The sequence below is a fragment of the Actinomadura opuntiae genome (assembly GCF_030283205.1).
In the GTDB taxonomy this organism is placed as follows: Bacteria; Actinomycetota; Actinomycetes; order Streptosporangiales; family Streptosporangiaceae; genus Spirillospora.
The window spans coordinates 327,691-348,056 of record NZ_JASNWF010000006.1; the positions used below are offsets into that span (position 1 = coordinate 327,691).

Sequence of the window (20,366 nt, forward strand, 5' to 3'; positions counted from 1 at the left end):
ACGGCATCGGAGTGAGGCGGCGGCGCGGCCGTCAGCCGGCCGTGACCTCCGGGACCTTCTGCCCGACGGGCTCGGACGGGACCTCCAGCGACCCGGCCGGGCCCGGACGGCCGCGCAGCCGCCGCCACCAGCCGTCCAGCCGGTGCCGGACCTCCGGGGTGAACGCCATCCCGGCGGCCAGCGCGGCCAGCGGGACAGCCGGCAGCACGTACCGGTAGTCGAACTCGGCGGTCGCGGCGGGCGCGAGCAGCAGCCCGGTCGCCAGCGTCCACGGCAGCAGCGCCTCGCCGCCGAACCGCCGCCACAGCGCGACCATGCCGCCGAGGCCGAGCAGCAGGACGCCGCCGAGCATCGTCCCGCGCAGGTAGATCGCGTCCTGGTAGCCGCGCATGAACCCGGCGAACGGCTCGATCACGTGGGTGCGCGCGTCGCCGTGCTCGTACGCGCGCGCCTCGCCGGACGCGGTCGAATCGGCGTCCATCCGCCAGTCGGGCAGCGCGTTGCTCTTCTTGCCGAACTCGTACTGCGAGTAGGTCGCCTTGTCGGGGAAGACCGTCCGGTTCCAGCGGAACACGCGGAAGAAGTCGTGCGCGACGACCTTCAGGTAGTCGTCCGGCTGCCCCACGATGGCGCGCTTGGCGAAGTCGTTGCTGAGGGCGTTGTTCTCCGGGCTGAACCTCGTCCCGGGGAACCGGTTGAGCGGCGAGGCCGCGTTCCAGATGCCGTCCTGGGAGTTCGGCAGCCGGTTCACCGGCTCGGTGCACAGCGGGTACTCGCTGACCGGCAGGTCGTGCATCTTGTGGCAGTCGGCGAACTTGTAGACCCGGGCGTACAGGAAGATCCCGTTGCTCTCGGTGATCGCGAACTTGCCGCTGTCCACCTTGTACCAGGTCATGTACGACAGCACCGGCAGCGCGCAGGCCGCCGCCGTGACCGCCATCATCCGCCACCCGGCCCGGCGGATCAGCATGAACACCAGCACGCCGAGCAGCACCGGCGCGCCGACCGAGCGCGTCAGCCAGGAGAACCCGATGATCAGCCCGACCGCCAGCGCGATCTTCCAGGACGGCCGGTCGCGCCACAGCAGCAGCGTCACCGCCAGCATCACCAGGAAGGTGAACGCCGTGTCGGACAGGACCAGGTGCTCCAGCTGGATCTGGTAGGCGTCGAACAGCACCGGCACCGTGGCGAGCGCGGCGCCCCAGCCGGGCAGCCCGAACCGGCGGCGCAGCAGCGCGTAGATCATCACGCCCATGGACAGGCCCATGAGGTGCTGGACGCCGGCGACCAGCGCGAAGCTGTGGAACGGCTTCAGCCCCCACAGCAGGAACGAGTAGCCGTCGGGCCGCAGCGGATGCGGGTACGGCCCCATCGCCACGTGCAGGTAGTCGAAGCTGTCGTTGAAGAACATCGCCGGCTGGTAGCCGACCATCACGACCACCCGCAGCAGCGCCGCTGTGGCAATGATCACACTGAAGACCGGATGCCGCCGGGCCCGCGCCCAGGACCGGGCGGGAAGCCCGCGGACGTCGATGCGCCGCAGGATCCGGCGGACCCCGCCGGAGGCCGCCGCCGCCGTGGCACCGCCCGCCGCGCCGGATTCTTCGCCGGGTGATCGCTCCGCTTGCGCGGCGGAAGCGGAGGCCGTCTCCGGCACCGCTTCGGAAGACTTTTCGATCTTCGGTTCGCCGGGCGTGTCGCGGGGGGTCCCGCCGTCCGCCGCGACGTCCCCGGCGTCCGCCGCGACCTCGGCGCTCTCCGCCGTGCCCGCGTCCGCCGCGGTCCCCTTCAGCTCGGCACCGCGCGGCGATTCGACGGCCACTTCGGCACCTCCCCTCCACCGCTTCCATCTCGGACCGCCGGCACCGCGTTCCGCACCGCGCGTCACAGTCGACCCACCCTTTCCGGGCCGCCTTACCCGTATGCTTGACGTCCTAGCCTGCCGCCCGGTTCGCGGCGGAGAGGGTTTTTCGGTTGCAACTAGGCAACACGATACGGGTGCTCTTATGGAGAGCGGCCACCATCACCCGTCCAGGGCAGGCATCATGAACGACAACGGGCCGCCGGGCGGATACACCATGAGATTAGTGAACAGCACCGCAGACGGTCACCAGGGGTAACGAAGGAGATCGCGTGGAACTCTCCGTAGTGATGCCATGCCTGAACGAGGCCGAAACCGTCGAGACCTGTGTCCGCAAGACGATCGGCTTCTTCGAGGACAGCGGTATCGACGGCGAGGTCGTCATCGCCGACAACGGCAGCACGGACGGCAGCCAGCAGCTCGCCCGGGACGCGGGGGCGCGCGTCGTGCCGGTGATCGACAAGGGCTACGGCAACGCCCTCATGGGCGGGATCCGGGCCGCGCGCGGCAAGTACGTCGCGATGGGCGACGCCGACGACTCCTATGACTTCACCACCCTGGGCCCGTTCCTGGACGAGCTGCGCGACGGCGCCGACCTCGTCATGGGCAACCGGTTCAAGGGCGGCATCGCGCCGGGCGCCATGCCGCCGCTGCACCGCTACCTCGGCAACCCGGTGCTGAGCTTCGTCGGCCGGCTGTTCTTCGGCAGCAAGATCGGCGACTTCCACTGCGGGCTGCGCGCCTTCGACAAGGAGGCGATCCTGCGGCTCGGGCTGCAGACCGGCGGCATGGAGTTCGCCAGCGAGATGGTCGTCAAGGCGACCCTGCAGAAGTACGACATCCGCGAGGTCCCGACCACGCTGGCGCCCGACGGCCGGACGCGCCCCCCGCACCTGAACACCTGGCGGGACGGCTGGCGCCACCTGCGGTTCCTGATGCTGTACAGCCCGCGCTGGCTGTTCCTCATCCCGGGCCTGCTGTTCATGACGCTCGGGCTGCTCGCCGGCGCCGCGCTGTCCACCGGGCCGGTCACGGTCGGCGAGATCGCCTTCGACGTCGACACCCTCGTCGGCGCGTCCGCCGCGCTGGTGATCGGCTTCCAGGCGGTGCTGTTCGCGCTGCTCACCAAGGTGTACGCGATGCAGGAGGGGTTCCTGCCGCACGACCGCCGGGTGCAGAAGATCATCGACTGGTGGAGCCTGGAGCGGGGCCTGCTGCTCGGCGGGCTGCTGGCCATCGCCGGCCTGGCCGGCCTGGTCGCCTCGCTGCTGCACTGGCGGGTGCACAGCTTCGGCGAGCTGGAGCCGCGCGACTCGCTGCGCATCGTGGTGCCCGCCGCGACCGCGCTGGTGATGAGCCTCCAGGCGATCTTCGCCTCGCTGTTCGTCAGCATCCTCGGCATCCGCCGCCGCCAGCACCCGCCGCTGACCGACCCGGCCGAGGAGGCCGCCGGCGTGGTGGACGCCGCCGCGCAGAAGGTCGCGGGCGAGCGCAGGGCCGAGGCCGCCGGTGCGAACGGCGAGTCCGCCGCGGACGACGCCGGGGAGCCGGCGGAGGTCGCCGCCGAGACCGCCGGCACGTCCGAGGAGCGCTAGCGGCGCGCCGGGCCGCGGAGCCCGGCCGGGCGCGTCCGAAGCCGAGAAGTTGCTGAGGGTTTCCCGGCCCCGGGCGCTCGCCCGTCCGGCGCTGTGACAGGCTGACATGACCATGGATCTTCGTTCCCTGACCGCACGCGGCCGGCGGACCGGACGGCCGTGAGCACCGAGGCCGCGCCGCCGGTCCTGTCCCGCCCGCCCGCCGCGCCGCCGGCGGGACGGGGCGCGGCGCCGTCCGCGCGGCGGCGCCGCTGGGTGCTGCTGTTCCTGCTCGGCTGGGCCGTGCAGGTCGCGGTGCGGCTGTGGCTGGCGTCCGGGCAGACGATGCCCGTCGCGACGCCGGACGAGTCGGGGTACCTGTTCGCCGCGCGGGTGCTGACCGGCGGCACCGACGCCGACATGTCCTACGGGACGGTCTATCGCGGCGGTTATCCGCTGCTGCTGACGCCGGTGCTGTGGTTCGCGCACGATCCGGTGGGCGTCTACCGCGGTGCGCTCGTCGTCAACGCCCTCATCAGCGCGCTGATGATGCCGCTGGCGTACCTGATGCTGCGGGTGCTTCACGTGCGCGCGCGCTGGGCGTACCTGTTCGCGCACGTCACGGCGTTCCTGCCGGGGGTGCTGTTCTACTCCGAGTTCGTGCTGACCGACGCGGTCCTCCCGGTGGTCGTGGTCGGCTGGCTGCTGCTCGTGCGCGCGTGGCTGCACGCCGGCCGTACCGGCGGCGGGGATACGCAGCGCGTGACGCTGTACGGGGTCGGAGCCTCGCTGCTCGTCGCATTCGCGTACACCTCCCATACGCGCGGGACGATCCTGCTGGGCGTGTACGTCGTGCTGCTGGCGGCGGCGCTGGTGTTCCGGTGGCGCCCCTGGCGCGGCGTGGCGGTGTCGACTTTCGCCCTCGCCGCCGCCGTCGGCGCCGGGACGCTGCTGAACCGTTCTCTGCTGCCGGACATGTACCCGGCCGGTGACAACGACCTGAGCGGCAACCTCGTCCGGCGGGTCACCACGCAGGACGGCTGGGGCTGGATGCTGTCGCTCGGCACCGGGCAGCTCTGGTACCAGGCCGTCGCGACGGGCGGGATCGCGGCGATCGGCCTGGTCACGGTCGCGTTCGTCGCCGCCCGGCGCGGCACGCCGCTCCGCGAGCGGGCGCTGGCGCTCGGCGTGCTGGTGATCGTGGCGGGCATCGCGTTCGCGACGTCGGCGGCGCTGCCGGACGAGTACCGCATCGGCAACTACGTCTACGGCCGCTACCTGGCGTGCATCACGCCGGTGCTGTTCATGGTGGGGGTCGCCGTCCTGCTGCGGGCGTCGCGGCGGACGCTGGCGCTCGCGGCGGGATCGTCCGCCGCGCTGACCGTCCTGGCGGCGTGCGTGGTCGAGTGGTACGCGGGGAGCCGGCTGACCCGGTACACGTTCACGTCGTACGACTTCCCGGAGACGTCCTTCCTGACCTGGGACTGGAAGGCCTTCCATCTGTGGCACGCCACCGTCGCCGCGCTGGTGCTCCTCGGCGCCGCCGTGGCGGCGGTGCTGCTGCGCCGGCACGGCCTGGCGCTGCTCGCGGGGTTCCTTGCGGTGGTGGCGCTGACGATGTCGGTGACCGCGACGGACCGGATCGCCCACCCGCTCGTCCGCGCGGAGATAGCCCACACCGACCTGCGGCAGATCCCGGGGCTGCGCGACACGCGGCACCTCGCGATCGACTGGAACGTCCCGTGGACGATCCGGCTGTCGCAGTACTACTGGGCCTGGTGGAGCGACGGCGGCGTCTTCAACGCCCAGACCACGCCGGTGCCGCGGAACGCGGACATGGTCATCATGTGGTGGCCGAAGAACGTCCCGGCGGAGCGGTCGTGGCCGCACGGCGCGCCGGACGGCTGGAAGGTCGTCGACAGCCGCCGCACCGTCGAGGGCGACTGGGTCGCCTGGACCCGCTAGCCCTTATCTGAGACGCGGGCGCGGGGTCAGCCGTCGGCGGCGCCGGGCGGCGGGTTCCACAGCTGCAGGACGCCGTCGGAGGACCGCCACATCAGCCGCCACCCCTGCGCGGGGTCCGGCCTCCACCCGCCGGCGATCTGCGACTCCTGGCCGCGCCAGTGCGTGTACAGCATCGGCCCTTCGAGGACGTCGCGCGGGAGGGACGGCACGTAGTGCGGGAAGTCGCGGATCTTGCCGTGCCAGATCGGCGTGCCCCACATGTCGCGCGTGTAGAACGTGAGCGTCTGCGCGAGGCGCCGGTCGGCGCAGATCAGCTTCAGGTCCCGGTGCTCGCCGAGGTAGATCCGCAGCTGGTTCCACGCCGTGTCGCGCGGCAGTTCGGGGACGGCCGTCACCGCCGCGACCACGTACGCGCCGCCCAGCAGCACCGCCGCCACCGGGACGAGGGCCCGCAGCCGCAGCCGCGCGACCAGGCCGTCCGGGATCATCCGGAACATCAGGACCAGCGACCCGAACCCGCCGGCGAGCAGCGCGGGCAGCACCCCGAACCAGTACCGCTGCAGCCAGGCGCGCAGCGAGATGCTGTGCGGGTCGAGCACCCCGGAGAAGACCGTCAGCGGGACGGCGAGGGTGAAGAACCACACCAGCACCAGCGCGAGCCGCCGGTCCCGGGTGACCGCGAAGCCGACGATGGTCAGCGCCAGCGCCGCGATGAAGACCGTCCCGAGCGGGTTCCAGTCGTGCATGGCGCGCAGGAACGAGCGGGCCGCGAGCCCCCGCGTCACGTAGTCGCGGGACTCGCCGCCGTGCTCGGCCGCCGAGATCAGCCCGGCGAGCGGGCTGCCCCACACGATCTGGTTGTGGACGAAGTTGAACACCAGCACGAGCGCCATCGGCGCGCCGACCGTGATGTTGCGGCGCCACGGGATCCGCAGCAGCGCCAGGTAGGCGGGGATCGCCAGGAACAGGAACGCCAGGAACTCCCGGACCAGGAACGACCAGCCGAACAGCAGCCCGGCCGCCAGCAGGAACCGGGTCTGGACGCGGCCCTCCCGGCGGCCCGCCACCACCAGCGCCGCCATCCCGATCGCAAACAGCCCGGCGCCCGGCATGTCGGGCAGCATCACCCCGGTCGACCAGGTGATCTCGTGGCCGTACGGGTTGGTCATCGTGAAGAACGGGTGGACCAGCAGGACGCCCGCCGACAGCAGGCCGGCGACGTCGCCGAACAGCGCCCGCACGACCAGGTACGTGCCGACGAAGAACGCGATCCCGCCGATCGCGGCGATCACGAAGTAGGCGGCCTGGCCGGGGCCGAGGACGTCCTGGACGAGCCGCGCCGGCAGCACCAGCCCGATCCGGGTCACCTGGTGCGGGACCTCGTCGAACGGGAACACCCCGAGCGGGACGTCCGGCCAGTCGCGGGCGGCGAGCCACACGTAGTACGGGTCGAAGTACAGCGGCGGCGTCATCAGCACCCACTGCACGGCGACCGCGCACGCCCCGACGAGCAGCGCCAGCCACCACACCCGGCGGGTGCGGCGGATCCTGGCGATCAGCCTCCCGGGCGCTCCGTCCGCCCGTCCGGTGGTCGTTTCGTGCGTGACGGCCGGCTGGTCGGCCGTGGTCTGCGGCATGGCTGGCTTCTGCCCCTGGATGGACGACAGGCTGGACTGCGCTGAACGCCGGACCAGGCTACTCGCGTGCCGGGCGGGCCGCGTCCGGCCGGGCCCGGACGCTCGGCAACCTTCCAGGGAACGATCACCGCGGCGGGTTATCCACAGGTGGCGATATTGGTGCGGTTCAACGGGGCGGCACGACTACCCTTGATTTCATGTCCTCGTCAAGCCGACACATCCTGACCGCGCCCGCCTGGCCGTACGCCAACGGGCCCCGTCACATCGGGCACGTCTCCGGTTTCGCGCTGCCCGCCGACATGTTCAGCCGCTACCAGCGGATGGCGGGCAACAAGGTCCTGATGGTCAGCGGCACCGACGAGCACGGCACGCCGATCCAGGTGCAGGCCGACAAGGAGGGCGTGACCGCCCGCGAGCTGGCCGACCGCTACAACGGCGTGATCGCCGAGGACCTGCGCGGCCTCGGCATGACCTACGACCTGTTCACCCGGACCACCACGCGCAACCACTACGCGGTCGTCCAGGAGATCTTCAAGGGCCTGTACGACAACGGCTACATCTTCCCGACCACCACGATGGGCGCGATCTCGCCGTCCACCGGCCGGACCCTGCCGGACCGCTACATCGAGGGCACCTGCCCGATCTGCGGGTACGACGGCGCGCGCGGCGACCAGTGCGACAACTGCGGCAACCAGCTCGACCCGGTCGACCTGATCAACCCGGTGTCGCGGATCAACGGCGAGACGCCGAAGTTCGTCGAGACCGAGCACTTCATGCTCGACCTGCCCGCCTTCACCGAGGTGCTCGGCCGGTACCTGCGCGGCAAGCAGAACGGCGCGCTGGCGTGGCGGCCGAACGTGCTGAAGTTCGCGCTGAACCTGCTGGACGACATCCACCCGCGGGCGATCAGCCGCGACCTCGACTGGGGCGTGCCGATCCCGCTGGACGGCTGGCGCGACAACCCGGCGAAGAAGCTGTACGTGTGGTTCGACGCCGTCGTCGGCTACTTCTCCGCCTCGGTGGAGTGGGCGCGGCGGTCCGGCGACCCGGAGGCGTGGCGCGCCTGGTGGCAGGACCCGGACGCCCTGTCGTACTACTTCATGGGCAAGGACAACATCGTCTTCCACGCCGAGATCTGGCCGGCGATGCTGCTCGGGTACGGCGGCCAGGGCGACAAGGGCGGCAAGCCCGGGTCGATGGGCGCGCTGAACACGCCGACGGAGGTCGTGTCGTCGGAGTTCCTGACGATGGAGGGCAAGAAGTTCTCCTCCTCGCGCAACGTCGTCATCTACGTCAAGGACTTCCTGGAGCGCTACGACGTCGACGCGCTGCGCTACTACGTCGCCGTCGCCGGGCCCGAGAACCAGGACACCGACTTCACCTGGTCGGAGTTCGTCCGCCGCAACAACGACGAGCTGGTCGCCGCGTGGGGCAACCTCGTCAACCGCTCGGTGAACATGGCGGCGAAGAACTACGGCGCCATCCCCGAGCCCGGCGACCTCAACGACGCCGACCGCGCCCTGATGGAGCGCAGCCGCACCGCGTTCGCGCGGGTCGGCGCCGAGCTCGAGCGGTCCCGCTTCAAGAACGCGATCACCGAGGCGCTCGACGTCGTCCGGGACGCCAACAAGTACCTGTCCGACCAGGCGCCCTGGAAGCTCAAGGACGACCCGGCCCGCGTCCAGTCGATCCTGCACACCGCGCTGCAGGTCGTCGACGACGCCAAGTCGCTGCTCACCCCGTTCCTGCCGAACTCCTCGCAGAAGGTGTACGAGCTGCTCGGCGGCGAGGGCGTGTGGAGCGGGATGCCGCGGCTGGAGACGGTCTCGGAGGAGGGCGGCCCCGACTACCGCGTGCTGACCGGCGACTACGACACGGCGGCGCGCTGGGAGTCGACGCCGATCAAGCCCGGCGTCCCCCTCGCGAAGCCGACGCCGCTGTTCAAGAAGCTCGACACGTCCGTGGTCGACGAGGAGCTCGCCCGGCTGGAGGCCGAGTGAGCCCGGCCGGGCACGGCGGGGAGGCCGCCCGGTCCTTCCCGCCGCTGCCCGAGCGGCTGCCGGTCGACGTCTTCGACAGCCACTGCCACCTCGACATCGTCGAGACGCCGGTCAGCGAGCAGCTGCACTCGGCGAAGGCGGCGGGCATCGCGCGGATCGTCACGATCGGCTGCGACCTGCCGTCGTCGCGGTTCGCCGTCGACACCGCCGCGGAGTTCGACGACGTCTACGCGGGCGTGGCGATCCACCCGAACGAGACCACGGGCATCAACGACGACGTCCTGCACGACATCGAGGTGATGGCGGCCCACCCCAAGGTGAGGGCGATCGGCGAGACCGGCCTGGACTACTACCGCGACTGGGCGCCCGAGGCCGACCAGCACACCTCGTTCCGCGCGCACATCGCGATCGCCAAGCGCACCGGCAAGGCCCTGGTCATCCACGACCGCGAGGCCCACGACGACGTCCTGGCGATCCTGCGGGAGGAGGGCGCGCCCGAGAAGGTGGTGTTCCACTGCTTCTCCGGCGACGCCGAGATGGCGAAGGTCTGCGCCGACCGCGGCTACGTGATGAGCTTCGCCGGCAACGTCACCTTCAAGAACGCCGACCCGCTCCGCGAGGCCCTCCGCGTCGCCCCCCTCGACCTGGTCCTCGTCGAGACCGACGCCCCGTTCCTCACCCCCGTCCCCAACCGCGGCAAGCCGAACGCCTCGTACCTGATCCCGCACACCGTCCGCGCGATGGCCGAGGTCAAGAACGTCGACCTGGCCGACCTCTGCACCGCCATAGCCGCCACCGGCGAACGGACCTTCGGCCCCTGGTGACCCGCCGAGTGACGGCCCACTAGTTGAGGCGCTTTTCTCGGGGCATAGGGCCGGTATGGACGCGGACGTCATCATCGTCGGTGCGGGCCTGGCCGGGCTGGTCGCCGCGCACGAGCTGACCGCGCGCGGCCGCCGGGTCGCGCTGGTCGAGCAGGAGAACGCCGCGAACCTCGGCGGGCAGGCGTTCTGGTCGCTCGGCGGGCTGTTCCTGGTGGACACCCCGGAGCAGCGGCGGCTCCGCGTCCGGGACTCCTTCGACCTGGCCTGGAACGACTGGCAGGGCAGCGCCGCCTTCGACCGGCTCGACGACGAGGACGCCTGGGCGGTGCGGTGGGCCCGCGCCTACGTGGAGTGGGCCGCCGGGGAGAAACGGTCGTGGCTGGCGTCCCACGGCATCACGTTCACCCCGGTGGTCGGCTGGGCGGAGCGCGGCGACCTCCGCGCCGGCGGCCACGGGAACTCGGTGCCGCGCTTCCACATCGCCTGGGGGACGGGCACCGGCGTCGTCGCGCCCTTCGTGCGCAGCGCCCGCCGCACCGCCGACGAGGGCCTGCTGACCTTCCGCCACCGGCACCGCGTCGACGGCCTGACCCTGACCAACGGCGCCGTGACCGGCGTGCACGGCACCGTCCTCGCCGCCGACGACTCCCCGCGCGGCGTCGCGTCCAGCCGCGAGGAGACCGGGACTTTCGAGCTGTCGGCGCAGGCGGTGATCGTCACCAGCGGCGGCATCGGCGGGAACCACGAGATGGTGCGCCGCTACTGGCCCGAACGCCTCGGCACCGCACCCACCCACATGATCACGGGCGTGCCCGCCTACGTGGACGGCCGGATGCTCGACATCAGCGCCGCCGCCGGGGCCCGCCTCGTCAACCGCGACCGGATGTGGCACTACACCGAGGGCGTTCGCAACTGGGACCCGATCTGGCCCGGCCACGCCATCAGGATCCTGCCGGGCCCGTCTTCCATGTGGTTCGACGCGCTCGGCCGGCGCCTCCCCGCCCCCTGCCTCCCCGGCTACGACACCCTCTCGACCCTCGAACACCTGCGCACCACCCCCGACATCGCCGCCTACGACCACTCCTGGTTCGTCCTCACGCAGAAGATCATCGAGAAGGAGTTCGCGCTCTCGGGATCGGAGCAGAACCCCGACATCACCAGCGGCGACCGCAGGGCGGTGCTGCGCGAACGCGTCCTGTCCAAGGGCGCGCCCGCCCCGGTCGAGGCGTTCAAGCGCCACGGCGCGGACTTCGTCGTCGCCCGCACCCTGGACGAACTCGTGGACGGCATGAACGCCCTCACCGACGAACCCCTCCTGGACGCCGCCCGGCTACGCCGCCAGATCGAAGCCCGCGACCTGCAGATCGCCAACCCCTTCAGCAAGGACGCCCAGATCCAGGGCATCCGCAACGCGCGCCGCTACCTCGGCGACCGCCTCAGCCGCACCGCCGCCCCGCACCGCATCCTCGACCCGTCCGCCGGCCCGCTCATCGGCGTCAAGCTGCACGTCCTCACCCGCAAATCCCTGGGCGGCATCCAAACCGACCTGGACTCCCGCGCCCTGGACCCGAACGGCAACCCGATAGACGGCCTGTACGCCGCAGGAGAGGTAGCGGGTTTCGGCGGCGGCGGAGTCCACGGCTACAACGCCCTGGAAGGCACCTTCCTGGGCGGCTGCCTCTTCTCCGCCCGAGCCGCAGCCCAAGCCACAACCCAAGCAACCGCCTAACCCCCGCGCACCACCACCTGCCCAATCACGCCCACACGCGAGGGCGGTGTGCAGGCAGCTCCGTCACCCCGAGCCGACGGAAAGGTGATCGTCCGTAAGCTCAGGTTGCAGCGACCCGAGCGTTGCGATCGCGTGCGAAGCCGGATTCAAGCGAAGCGAGAATCCGATCGCGCAGCGAGGCCCCCAGGGCCGAGTCGGAGCGATGCAGCGATCGCCGCTTTGTCCGCCGAAGGGAGGGCCCTCAGGGCCCGACCGCCAAGGACAAAGCAATAAGGACGGTGCGGACGGCCGGGCTCTGGCCGTCCGCACCGGCCCCCTGGCCTCGTCGCGGGCTTCCGCGCCCTGGACACCCGCGGTCGGCGTGGGCTCCCTTCTCTTGCAGGCGGACTCTCGATTACTGAGAGTAGTCAGATGATGACTTTCTGAATATGGCCGTCCAGGTTCGCTTCCTCTTACCCCGGGGGCCGGGGTCGGTTGTGGGCGTTGGGGTGGCGGGGAGGGGCGTTCCGCTCTAGGGTCTGTCGCGATCGATCAGCCGTCGCGCGAGTTCGCGCTCGTCCGATCGCGGTCCAGGTGCAGCCGCCAGGCGGGCGGGTGCGGGCCGGGGTCGGGCACGTCCGGCGGGCATCCCCCGGCCCGCTCGCCCCCCTGGAGGAACGGTGCGTCGTGTCCCCGCGGCTTCTGCCGTCCTGGTCGTGATGGTCCTGTCGGCGACGGCGTGCGGAGGCGGCGGCGGGTCGCCGAAGCCGCGCTCGACGGTGCGGGCGGCGGACGCGCCGCGGACGAGCGCCCCGGCGCCGCGCAAGGTCGTCATCGTCGTGGACGGGAAGAAGACGACCACGATGACGACCGGGACGACCGTCCAGCAGGTGCTGGAGCAGGCCGGGCTCCGGCTCGGCCGCTACGACCTGGTGAAGCCCGCGCGCGAGCAGCCCGCCGGGGACACGGTCAAGGTGCTGCGGCTGCTGTCGAAGCCGGTCACCCGGACGGTGCATGTGCCGGCGCCGACGATCGAGAAGAAGAGCTCGTCGGTGCCGCCGTGGTCGGAGAAGGAGCTGCGCAAGGGCCGGTCCGGCGTCAAGATCGTGCAGACGGCCTACGTCCGGCGGAAGGGCAAGAAGGTCAAGGCGGTCATCGCGCAGAAGGTGAAGCGCAAGCCCGTCGCGCGGATCGTGGCGGTCGGCCCGAAGGCGGCGGGCACGGGCGCGGCGGCGCGGCTGAACTGGAGCGGGCTGGCCAATTGCGAGTCGCACGGCAATCCGAAGGCGGTGAACCCGTCCGGGTACTACGGGCTGTACCAGTTCTCGCTGTCGTCGTGGGCGTCGGTCGGCGGGAAGGGCAGGCCGTCGGACGCGAGCGCGGCGGAGCAGACGTACCGGGCGCAGCTGCTCTACAACCGGGTGAACGGGCGCTGGCAGGGGCAGTGGCCGGTATGCGGGAAGTTCCTGTTCTCCTGACCTGCCACACTTGTTCTCGTGGGGGACGGACAGGGGCTGCTCGGGCCGGCGGACGTGCGGGAGCTGGCGGGACGACTGGGCATCAGGCCGACCAAGACGCTCGGGCAGAACTTCGTCATCGATGCCAACACCGTGCGGCGGATCGTGCGGACCGCCGGCCTGGGGCCGGACGAGGTGGTCATCGAGGTCGGGCCGGGGCTGGGGTCGCTGACGCTGGCGCTGCTGCCGCAGGCGCGCCGCGTCGTCGCGGTGGAGATCGACCCGGTGCTGGCGGCGGAGCTGCCCGCGACGGTGGCCGCGCGGGAGCCGGAGCTGGCGGGGCGGCTGGAGGTCGTCCGCGCCGACGCGATGAAGATCACACGGCTGCCGGGCCCGCCGCCGACCGCGCTGGTGGCGAACCTGCCCTACAACGTCGCGGTGCCGGTGGTGCTGCATCTGCTGGCGGTGCTGCCGTCGCTGCGGTCCGCGCTGGTCATGGTGCAGGCGGAGGTCGCCGACCGGATGGTCGCGGCGCCCGGGAGCAAGATCTACGGGGTGCCGTCGGTGAAGCTCGCCTGGTACGGCGAGGCGCGGCGCGCCGGGGCGGTGGGGCGCGCGGTGTTCTGGCCGGCGCCGAACGTCGGTTCGGGGCTGGTCGCGTTCACCCGGCGCGACCCGCCGCCCTCCGCCGCGTCCCGCGAGCAGGTGTTCGCCGTGGTCGACGCGGCGTTCGCGCAGCGCCGCAAGACGCTGCGGGCGGCGCTGGCGGGCTGGGCCGGCTCGGCGGCGGAGGCGGAGCGGGCGCTGCGCGCGGCGGGCGTCGATCCGCGGTCCCGGGGCGAAGCGCTGGACGTGGCCGCCTTCGCCCGTATTGCCGAGTATGGTCCTTCAGACGTGGGGGACGGCGCGCGGAACGCCGGTACCGCCACCACGGGCGCTACGGACGCCGACGGGGCGATGGACACGGAAGAGTCGGAGGACGATGGTGAAGGCGCGTTCGCGGACGGCGCGGGCGGCGATCGGGCGGGCCTGGACGGCGCGCGCCCTCCGGCCCGGCGCGGCGCGCGCGGCCCGGCTGCCGGTGGCGGCGACGGCGCTGGTGGCGGTGGGCGGGCTGGTCGCGACGATGGCGGCGGGGTGCAGTGACGGCGCGGGGGCGGCACCGAAGATAACGACGACGGCGCGGGCGGGCATCGCCCCGACGCCGCCCGCGAAGGGCGCCTACTTCGGCGCGTGGGTGCCGCCGGAGGTGCGGGGCGCGGCCACGAAGTCGCCCTCGTCCAGCGCTTCGGAGAGCCCGTCCGGCACGGCGTCGTCGAGCACCGCGTCCGGCACTCCGACGGGCACCGCGTCCGGCGGGCCGACCGGCAAGGACGCCGACAAGCCGGGCATGGCGCCCGTCGCCGCGTTCGAGCGCGACATGGGCCGCCAGCTCGACATCGTGCAGAGCTACCGGGGCTGGAAGTCCGACTTTCCCACGGGGTTGGACTCCTCCGTCGCGGGCGGCAACCGGTACCTGCTGCTGACCTGGGCGGGCGGTGACACCAAGGAGATCGTGCAGGGCAAGTACGACGCGATGATCCGCGCCCGCGCCAAGGCGATCAAGGCGACGGGCAAGCCGGTCTTCCTGCGCTGGTCCCGCGACATGGACCGCTCGTCGCTGAAGGACCGCGTGCACTCGCCCGCCGACTTCGTCGCCGCGTGGAAGCACCTGCGGCAGATCTTCACCGCGGAGCGGGTCGACAACGTCGCCTGGGTGTGGTGCCCGAGCGCCCGCGGGTTCGGCGCGCCCAACGCCGGCGCCTACTACCCCGGCGACGACCAGGTCGACTGGATCTGCGCGGACGCGCCGCCCGGCGCCGACTACGAGTACCGGGACCTGTCGGAGACGCTGAAGCTGTTCATGCAGTGGGCCCGCGGCCGGCACAAGCCCATCATGATCGCCGAGTTCGGGGTGCCGAAGTCCTACGGGCAGCGCCGCGCCGAATGGCTGCGCGCCGCCACCAGGACGCTGGAGGACCCGCAGGTCAAGGCCGTGGTGTACTTCGACTCCGACGAGCAGGCCGAGGGCCCCCGCGACGAGCGGCGCGCCTACTCGCTGGCGGGCGACACGCACGCGGTGTCGGCGCTGCGGGAGATGGCGACCGCGCCTTACTTCAATCCCCGCAACCTCCCGGTGACGAGCGGGGGCTGATCCCTGCCTTAGGGTTCTGGACGTGAGCGCAGTGAGGGTACGCGTCCCCGCCAAGGTCAACCTCCAGCTCGGCGTCGGGCCGATCCGGGAGGACGGCTACCACGACCTCGTGAACGTGTTCCACGCCGTGTCGCTGTTCGACGAGCTGACCGCGGAGCCGGCCGACGGCCTCGAGCTCGCCGTCGAGGCGGCGCCGTACTCGCGGGTGGCGGTCGGCCGCGTCCCGACCGACGCCGGAAACCTGGCGGCGCGGGCGGCGGTCATGGTCGCGGCCCGGCTCGGCGTCGAGCCGCGGGTGCGGCTGCGGATCCGCAAGGCGATCCCGGTCGCCGGCGGCATGGCGGGCGGCAGCGCGGACGCGGCGGCGGCCCTGGTCGCCTGCGCCCGGCTGTGGGACGACCGGGAGCGGCCGGCGCTGGCCCGCGACGACCTGCTGGAGATGGCCGCCGACCTCGGCAGCGACGTGCCGTTCGCGCTGCTCGGCGGCACCGCCATCGGCGTCGGGCGGGGCGAGCGGCTCACCGCGGCCCTCACCCGCGGGACGTTCCACTGGGTGTTCGCGACCGCCGACGGCGGCCTGTCCACGCCCCGCGTCTACGCCGAGTGCGACCGGCTGCGCGAGGCGGCGGGGGAGAGCGCCCCCCGGCCGACGGTCGCGGAGGACCTGATGACGGCGCTGGCGACCGGCGACGCCAAGGGGCTCGGCGCCGCGCTCGCCAACGATCTCCAGCCGGCCGCGCTGCGGCTGCGGCCGTCGCTGGCGCGCACCCTGAACGCCGGGCGCGACCTCGGCGCGATCGGCGCGCTGGTGTCGGGGTCCGGCCCGACGTGCGCGTTCCTCGCCGAGAGCGACGAGGACGCCGCCGACCTCGCGGTGGCGCTGGACGGCGCGGGGGTGGCCGAGCAGATCGTCCGGGCGCAGGGCCCGGTGCCCGGCGCCACCGTGCTCTGACCGGCCCCGTGCTCTGACCGGCCCCGTGCTCTGACCGGCTCCGTGCTCTGACCGGTCCTGTGCTCTGACCGTCGCCGCTGCGTTCCGAGCCGATCACTGTGTGCTCTCGGCACACAAGCGAACTCCCGGCGCGCCGCGGGCGTCTTGATCGATGACGCCGATTCCGCGACGAGGTGGAGCGATGACGTATCTGACGGGGCTGCTGGCGCTGGTGGCGGTCGCCATGGTGGCGACGCTCGCCGTGCGGGCGGTGCGCCGCGACCGGGCGATCCGCCGCGACGCCCCGGACGCGGTGATCGCCGCCCGCCGCCCGCCGCTACGCTGATGCCGACCCCGGGCGCCTTCATATGAGGAGCCGACAGTGAACCATTCGTCAGGATCGGGTATCAGCGTGGTCGAACTGCTGGTCATCCTCTTGTTTCTCGCCGTCGTCGTCGCGGTGCCGCTGGTGATCGTGCTCGTCGTCGTGAAGTCGCGCAAGGGCGCCGCGGCCTCTTCGGCGTATCGGCCTCCGGGCGCTCAGATGCCCGGCCCGCCCCAAGGCCCGCCGTACGGGCAGCCCGGCCCGCCTCAAGGTCCGCCGTACGGGCAGCCCGGCCCGCCCCAGCCGCCGTACGGGCCGCCGGGCCCTCCGCCACCGCCGCAGGGCTGACCGTCCGGGCAGGGCGCGCGGGGCAATAGGCTGGACCGCGTCGTGAATCTGATCAACGTTGAGAACGTCGTCAAGGCGTACGGGCCGAAGCCGTTGCTGGACGCGGTGTCCCTCGGGCTCGACGAGGGCGACCGGGTCGGGGTCGTCGGCCGCAACGGCGGCGGCAAGAGCACGCTGGTGCGGGTCCTGGCGCGCGAGGTGGAGCCGGACGGGGGCCGCGTCACGCACGCGCGGGGCCTGCGGCTGGGCTACCTGACGCAGCGGGACTGGTTCCCGGAGGGCGCGACGGTCCGGTCGGTGGTGCTGGGCGACCGCGCCGAGCACGAGTGGGCGGGCGACACCCGGGTCCGCGACGTGCTGGCCGGGCTGCTGGCCGACGTCGACCTGGACGCGCCGCTGGCCGGGATGTCGGGCGGGGAGCGGCGCCGGATCGCGCTGGCGCGGCTGCTGGTCCCCGAGTCCGACCTGCTGATGCTGGACGAGCCGACCAACCACCTCGACATCGAGGCGATCGCGTGGCTGGCCCGGCACCTGAAGGGCCGCCGGGTCGCGCTGCTGGTCGTCACGCACGACCGCTGGTTCCTCGACGAGGTCACCGACCGGACGTGGGAGGTCGTCGACGGCGCCGTCGAGCGCTACGAGGGCGGCTACTCCGCCTACGTGCTGGCGAAGGCGGAGCGGTCCCGGATCGCGGCGGCGACGGAGGCCAAGCGGCAGAACCTGCTGCGCAAGGAGCTGGCGTGGCTGCGGCGCGGCCCGCAGGCCCGCACGTCCAAGCCGAAGTTCCGGGTGGACGCGGCGCAGGCGCTGATCGCCGACGAGCCGCCGCTGCGCGATTCGGTGGAGCTGACGAAGTTCGCGACGGCGCGGCTCGGCAAGACCGTCTACGACGTCGAGGACGTCACCGTGCGGCTGGCGGACGACACCGGCGGCCGGGCGATCTTCGAGCGGATGACGTGGCGGCTCGGCCCCGGCGACCGGGTCGGGCTGGTCGGCGTCAACGGCAGCGGCAAGAGCACGCTGCTGCGGCTGCTGGACGGCTCGGTGGAGCCGGTGTCGGGCAAGGTCGTGCGGGGCAAGACCGTCCAGCTGGCGCACCTGACGCAGAACCTGGAGGAACTGGACCCGGAGCGCCGGGTGCTGGAGTCGGTGGAGGAGATCCGCCGCCGCATCACGGTCGGCAAGCGGGAGTGGACGGCGAGCCAGCTGCTGGAGCGGCTCGGGTTCGCCGGCGACCGGCAGTGGACGCCGATCGGCGACCTGTCGGGCGGGGAGCGGCGCCGCCTGCAGATCCTGCGGCTGCTGATGGGCGAGCCGAACGTGCTGCTGCTGGACGAGCCGACCAACGACCTCGACATCGAGACGCTCACCGAGGTCGAGGACCTGCTGGACGGCTGGCCCGGCACCCTCGTCGTCGTCAGCCACGACCGGTACTTCCTGGAGCGCATCACCGACCATGTGGTGGCGCTGCTCGGCGACGGCCGGGTGTCGCTGCTGCCCGGCGGGGTCGACGAGTACCTGGAGCGCCGCGCCGCCGGCACCGCCCAGACGCGGACCGCGCAGGCCCGCGCGCAGGACGCGCCGGCCACCGCGCCGCCGAAGCCGAAGGGCGGGCAGGACTGGAAGGCCCGCAAGGAGCTGGACCGCCTCGAACGCCGCCTGGAGAAGCTGGCGGGCCAGGAGGCGGAGCTGCACGAGAAGCTCGCCGCGCACGCCACCGACTTCGTCAAGCTCCAGGAACTGGACGGGCGGCTGAAGGAGATCCGGGCGGAGGCGGCCCGGGTCGAGGAGGAGTGGCTGATGCTCGCCGAGGACATCGACTAGCCGCGACCGTCGGCCGGCGGCCGCATATCACCCGAAACCCTGGTGCTCGGCGGCCGGGATCGTCCATGATCCAGCAATGACGACTTGGATCGTGAAGATCGACGACGCGCCGGGGGACGGGCCGCGGCTCGCGGTGAAGGACGCCATCGACGTGGCCGGGCTGCCCACCACGGCGGGCAGCCGGGCGGTGGCCGAGCGCGCCGCGCCGGCGGCGGCCGACGCGGCCGTCGTCGCCTCGGCCCGCGCGCAGGGCGCCCGGATCGCGGGCAAGGTCAACCTCACCGAGTTCTGCCTGGGCGCCGACGGCGTCAACCCGTGGTCCGGGACACCGGTGAACCCGCTGGACCCGTCGCGGGTGCCGGGCGGGTCGTCCAGCGGATCGGCGGTCGCGGTCGCGACCGGGGAGGCCGACGTCGCGTTCGGCACCGACACCGCCGGGTCCGTGCGGATCCCGGCGGCGTGCTGCGGCATCGCGTCGCTGAAGACCACGAACGGGCGCGTCCCGCTGGACGGCGTGTACCCGCTGTCGCCGACGCTCGACACGGTCGGGCCGATGGGCCGCGACGTCGCGGCCGTCGTCACTGGCATGCGGCTGATCGAGCCCGGCTTCACCCCGGACGCCTACGACCCCGGCATGCCGATCGGGCGGCTGCGCGTCCCGAACGTGGACCCGGCGATCGACGCGGCCGTGGACGACGCGCTCCGCCGCCTCGGCCCGATCACCGACGCGACCTGCGAGCACTTCCAGGACGCGGCGCTCGCGGGCGGCGTGTTCGTCGGCGAGGAGGCCCACGCGCAGAACGGGCATCTGCTGGCCGGCGACCCGTCCGCGGTCAGCGAGCGGATGCGCCGGCGATTGACCGTGCTGAAGGAGGCCGCCTCTGGCAAGCGGGCGTGGGCCGAGCAGATCCAGAAGACGGTCCGGGCGGAGTTCGACGCGCTGCTGGAACGGCACGGGGTGCTCGCGCTGCCGGTGCTGGCCGCCGTCGCGCCGGAGCCGCCGGACGGCGACGACGACCTGCTGCTGACGATGCTCACCGGCTCGGTGAACGTGGCGGGGCTGCCGGCGTTCGCGCTGCCCGTCCCGCTGCCCGGCTCGCACCTGCCCGCGTCCGTCCAGCTCATCGGCCCGGCCGGCGGCGAGGAACGGCTCTGCGCCGTCGCCGCGGCCCTGGAGTCCGCGCTGCGTTGAGGGGCGGGTCAGGCGTCGAAGGGGATGAGGAGGGTGCGGAGCAGGAGGGCGAGGGTCTCGCGCTGCTCGGGGCTGAGCGCCTCGAGGATCGCCTGCTCGCGCGCCAGCAGGTCGGCGAACGCGGCGTCCACGCGCGTCAGGCCCGCCTCGGTGAGGCGGACCTGGACGCCGCGCTTGTCCTGCGGGTCGGGATGCCGCTCGACCAGGCCCGCGGCGGCGAGCCGGTCGATGCGGTTGGTCATGGTGCCCGACGTCACCAGCGTCGCGCGCAGCAGCTGGCCGGGGCTCAGCTGGTAGGGGGCGCCGGCCCGGCGCAGCGCGGTGAGCACGTCGAACTCCCACGACTCCACCTGGTGGGCGGCGAACACGGCGCGGCGGGCGCGGTCGAGGTGGCGGGCCAGCCGGGAGACGCGGCTGAGCACCTGCAGCGGCCGCACGTCCAGGTCCGGGCGCTCGGTCTGCCACGCCGCGACCAGCCGGTCGACCTCATCCTCCATGCCGCCAGCCTACCTGTCTTGATATCGAG

16 protein-coding genes are annotated in these 20,366 nt (G+C 72.8%); 13 read left to right on the forward strand and 3 right to left on the reverse strand.

Annotated elements, in window-relative coordinates:
- Window positions 1-31: 31 nt before the first annotated feature.
- Window positions 32-1,822, reverse strand: coding sequence for a glycosyltransferase family protein (locus QP089_RS15315; RefSeq protein WP_285912253.1), 1,791 nt, complete (start codon window positions 1,820-1,822; stop codon window positions 32-34).
- A 311-nt stretch (window positions 1,823-2,133) separates the two neighbouring features.
- On the opposite strand from QP089_RS15315, the gene QP089_RS15320 reads away from it, so the two are divergent.
- Together QP089_RS15320 and QP089_RS15325 are read left to right on the forward strand one after the other, a co-directional pair.
- Window positions 2,134-3,456 (forward strand): glycosyltransferase family 2 protein, encoded by a 1,323-nt coding sequence (locus QP089_RS15320; RefSeq protein ID WP_285912254.1) that lies wholly within the window; start codon window positions 2,134-2,136, stop codon window positions 3,454-3,456.
- A gap of 159 nt (window positions 3,457-3,615) precedes the next feature.
- Window positions 3,616-5,400, forward strand: coding sequence for a hypothetical protein (locus QP089_RS15325; RefSeq protein WP_285912255.1), 1,785 nt, complete (start codon window positions 3,616-3,618; stop codon window positions 5,398-5,400).
- Window positions 5,401-5,426: 26 nt separating this feature from the next.
- Here QP089_RS15325 and QP089_RS15330 read toward each other — a convergent pair whose 3' ends face one another.
- Window positions 5,427-7,037: an ArnT family glycosyltransferase gene (locus tag QP089_RS15330; RefSeq protein ID WP_285912256.1), complete on the reverse strand. Its 1,611-nt coding sequence runs from the start codon at window positions 7,035-7,037 to the stop codon at window positions 5,427-5,429.
- 197 nt (window positions 7,038-7,234) lie between these two features.
- On the opposite strand from QP089_RS15330, the gene metG reads away from it, so the two are divergent.
- From metG to QP089_RS15385, 11 genes are all read left to right on the forward strand, one after another.
- The gene (metG, locus tag QP089_RS15335) at window positions 7,235-9,037 is read left to right on the forward strand and encodes a methionine--tRNA ligase (protein ID WP_285912257.1); all 1,803 of its coding nucleotides are present in this window, start codon (window positions 7,235-7,237) and stop codon (window positions 9,035-9,037) included.
- Window positions 9,034-9,861 carry a TatD family hydrolase gene (locus tag QP089_RS15340; RefSeq protein WP_285912258.1) on the forward strand — a complete coding sequence of 276 codons (828 nt, stop codon included), beginning with the start codon at window positions 9,034-9,036 and terminating at the stop codon, window positions 9,859-9,861. The genes metG and QP089_RS15340 overlap by 4 nt, the downstream gene beginning before the upstream one ends.
- A 55-nt stretch (window positions 9,862-9,916) precedes the next feature.
- Entirely contained in the window at window positions 9,917-11,590 is a 1,674-nt protein-coding gene (locus QP089_RS15345) for an FAD-binding dehydrogenase (RefSeq protein WP_285912259.1), read from the forward strand.
- A gap of 659 nt (window positions 11,591-12,249) precedes the next feature.
- The gene (locus tag QP089_RS15350) at window positions 12,250-13,047 is read left to right on the forward strand and encodes a resuscitation-promoting factor (protein ID WP_285912260.1); all 798 of its coding nucleotides are present in this window, start codon (window positions 12,250-12,252) and stop codon (window positions 13,045-13,047) included.
- Window positions 13,048-13,065: 18 nt separating this feature from the next.
- Window positions 13,066-14,172, forward strand: a complete 1,107-nt coding sequence (gene rsmA / locus QP089_RS15355; RefSeq protein ID WP_446474030.1) for a 16S rRNA (adenine(1518)-N(6)/adenine(1519)-N(6))-dimethyltransferase RsmA — start codon at window positions 13,066-13,068, stop codon at window positions 14,170-14,172.
- Window positions 14,153-15,220 (forward strand): glycoside hydrolase family 26 protein, encoded by a 1,068-nt coding sequence (locus QP089_RS15360; protein ID WP_446474032.1) that lies wholly within the window; start codon window positions 14,153-14,155, stop codon window positions 15,218-15,220. Before rsmA ends, QP089_RS15360 begins: the two co-directional genes overlap by 20 nt.
- A 31-nt stretch (window positions 15,221-15,251) precedes the next feature.
- On the forward strand, window positions 15,252-16,172 hold the full coding sequence (locus tag QP089_RS15365; RefSeq protein WP_285912397.1) for a 4-(cytidine 5'-diphospho)-2-C-methyl-D-erythritol kinase: 921 nt from the start codon (window positions 15,252-15,254) through the stop codon (window positions 16,170-16,172).
- Between the two features lie 181 nt (window positions 16,173-16,353).
- Window positions 16,354-16,497 carry a hypothetical protein gene (locus tag QP089_RS15370; RefSeq protein WP_285912262.1) on the forward strand — a complete coding sequence of 48 codons (144 nt, stop codon included), beginning with the start codon at window positions 16,354-16,356 and terminating at the stop codon, window positions 16,495-16,497.
- 36 nt (window positions 16,498-16,533) lie between these two features.
- Window positions 16,534-16,824 (forward strand): hypothetical protein, encoded by a 291-nt coding sequence (locus QP089_RS15375; protein ID WP_285912263.1) that lies wholly within the window; start codon window positions 16,534-16,536, stop codon window positions 16,822-16,824.
- 42 nt (window positions 16,825-16,866) lie between these two features.
- Window positions 16,867-18,648, forward strand: coding sequence for an ABC-F family ATP-binding cassette domain-containing protein (locus QP089_RS15380; RefSeq protein ID WP_285912264.1), 1,782 nt, complete (start codon window positions 16,867-16,869; stop codon window positions 18,646-18,648).
- Between the two features lie 76 nt (window positions 18,649-18,724).
- Window positions 18,725-19,840 (forward strand): amidase, encoded by a 1,116-nt coding sequence (locus QP089_RS15385; protein WP_285912265.1) that lies wholly within the window; start codon window positions 18,725-18,727, stop codon window positions 19,838-19,840.
- 8 nt (window positions 19,841-19,848) lie between these two features.
- Here QP089_RS15385 and QP089_RS15390 read toward each other — a convergent pair whose 3' ends face one another.
- On the reverse strand, window positions 19,849-20,337 hold the full coding sequence (locus QP089_RS15390) for a MarR family winged helix-turn-helix transcriptional regulator (protein ID WP_285912266.1): 489 nt from the start codon (window positions 20,335-20,337) through the stop codon (window positions 19,849-19,851).
- Between the last annotated feature and the right edge of the window lie 29 nt (window positions 20,338-20,366).